The following is a 649-nucleotide window of genomic DNA, read 5'->3' as shown; positions in this document are numbered from 1 at the left end:
TAGATGCTTTTGAAAGCCGTAAAGCTGAATTAAAAAGAGATGGTAAAGCTTGTGATTGGTTTTTACCATTACGCCTTCATATTCTCCCTAAATTGGGCTGTCTGCCCGTTTCAGAGATTACACAAACAGAGATACGCGATACCCTTGCCCCTATTTGGCATACAAAAGCTGGAACTGCTCGAACAGCACTAATGCGTCTTAATCTTTGTCTCAAACATGCGGCTGCATTAGGGTTAGATGTTGATTTACAAGCAGTAGAAAAAGCACGCGCTCTCTTAGGCAAACAACGTCATAAAAAACAAAGCTTACCAGCCATGGATTGGAGAGATGTGCCGGCTTTTTACCAATTTCTCTGCAAAACAACAACTATAAAACATTTAGCTTTGCGTCTGCTTATCCTTACAGGGGTTCGTAGCAATCCTTTGCGTCATATTCGTGAAGATCAGATTGAAGATGATATCTGGACAATCCCTGCTGAGAATATGAAAGGCAAGCGTGATGCCACAACAGAGTTTCGCGTGCCCCTATCATCTGAAGCAATAAAACTAATTGAACAAGCCCGCTGTATCTCTAAAAGTGATTTCATCTTTTCACTTACCGGTCGTGGTCCTCTTTCACATACGATGATGGCGGCGTATATGAGAAAAAA

1 protein-coding gene is annotated in these 649 nt (G+C 41.8%); it reads left to right on the top strand.

Going from position 1 to position 649, the window contains the following annotated elements; translation table 11 throughout:
* On the top strand, positions 1–649 hold a 649-nt coding region (locus tag ACFIL8_RS12060; protein ID WP_375690012.1), incomplete at both ends, for a tyrosine-type recombinase/integrase.

Source organism: Bartonella sp. AP57NXGY, from assembly GCF_042195805.1.
Taxonomy (GTDB): domain Bacteria; phylum Pseudomonadota; class Alphaproteobacteria; order Rhizobiales; family Rhizobiaceae; genus Bartonella.
The sequence above is the reverse complement of the archived record's forward strand: the minus strand, read 5'-3'. Positions and strand labels throughout refer to the sequence as shown.